Below are 1109 nucleotides of genomic sequence, written 5' to 3'. Positions count from 1 at the left end.
CGGACTCGCTTTCGCTACGGCTTCCCCACACGGGTTAACCTCGCAACACACCGCAAACTCGCAGGCTCATTCTTCAAAAGGCACGCAGTCACGACGCAGGGACAAGTCCCTGCGCGACGCTCCCACGGCTTGTAGGCACACGGTTTCAGGTACTATTTCACTCCGCTCCCGCGGTACTTTTCACCATTCCCTCACGGTACTATCCGCTATCGGTCACCAGGGAATATTTAGGCTTAGCGGGTGGTCCCGCCAGATTCACACGGGATTTCTCGGGCCCCGTGCTACTTGGGTATCGCACAAGCAAGTTGCTGACATTTCAGCTACGGGGGTCTTACCCTCTACGCCGGGCCTTTCGCATGCCCTTCGCCTACATCAACAATTTCTGACTCACCCAGCCGCCGGCAGACGACTGAAGTACGAACCCACAACACCGCACGCGCAACCCCTGCCGGGTATCACACACATACGGTTTAGCCTCATCCAGTTTCGCTCGCCACTACTCCCGGAATCACGGTTGTTTTCTCTTCCTGCGGGTACTGAGATGTTTCACTTCCCCGCGTTCCCTCCACATACCCTATGTGTTCAGGTATGGGTGACAGCCCATGACGACTGCCGGGTTTCCCCATTCGGACACCCCCGGATCAAAGCTCGGTTGACAGCTCCCCGGGGCCTATCGCGGCCTCCCACGTCCTTCATCGGTTCCTGGTGCCAAGGCATCCACCGTGCGCCCTTAAAAACTTGGCCACAGATGCTCGCGTCCACTGTGCAGTTCTCAAACAACGACCCGTACCCCGTCACCCACACCCTTACAGCGTGGTACACCGGGACCGGCCCGAAGAAACAAGCATTCCTGCCCGTACCTTCAGACACCCAACAGCGTGCCCGGCATCACCCGTCTGCTTGCTCTGTGTTCCACGCCGAAGCAGTACTAACAGAGGAAGCATCCGAAACAATGCCGAGTAGTCAACGTTCCACCCATGAGCAACCGTGCAGGACACTTGCCTGCAGTCGGCTATGTGCTCCTTAGAAAGGAGGTGATCCAGCCGCACCTTCCGGTACGGCTACCTTGTTACGACTTCGTCCCAATCGCCAGTCCCACCTTCGACGGC

General features: G+C 58.1%; 2 rRNA genes. Both read right to left on the bottom strand.

The annotated features are described in order from the left end of the window. Positions 1–744, bottom strand: a 23S ribosomal RNA gene (locus tag J2Z30_RS49230); the annotation flags it as partial. Between the two features lie 283 nt (positions 745–1027). Next, positions 1028–1109 (bottom strand): 16S ribosomal RNA (locus J2Z30_RS49225); the annotation flags it as partial.

Source organism: Streptomyces iranensis (genome assembly GCF_017874715.1).
Taxonomy (GTDB): Bacteria; Actinomycetota; Actinomycetes; order Streptomycetales; family Streptomycetaceae; genus Streptomyces; species Streptomyces iranensis.
The sequence above is the reverse complement of the archived record's forward strand: the minus strand, read 5'-3'. Positions and strand labels throughout refer to the sequence as shown.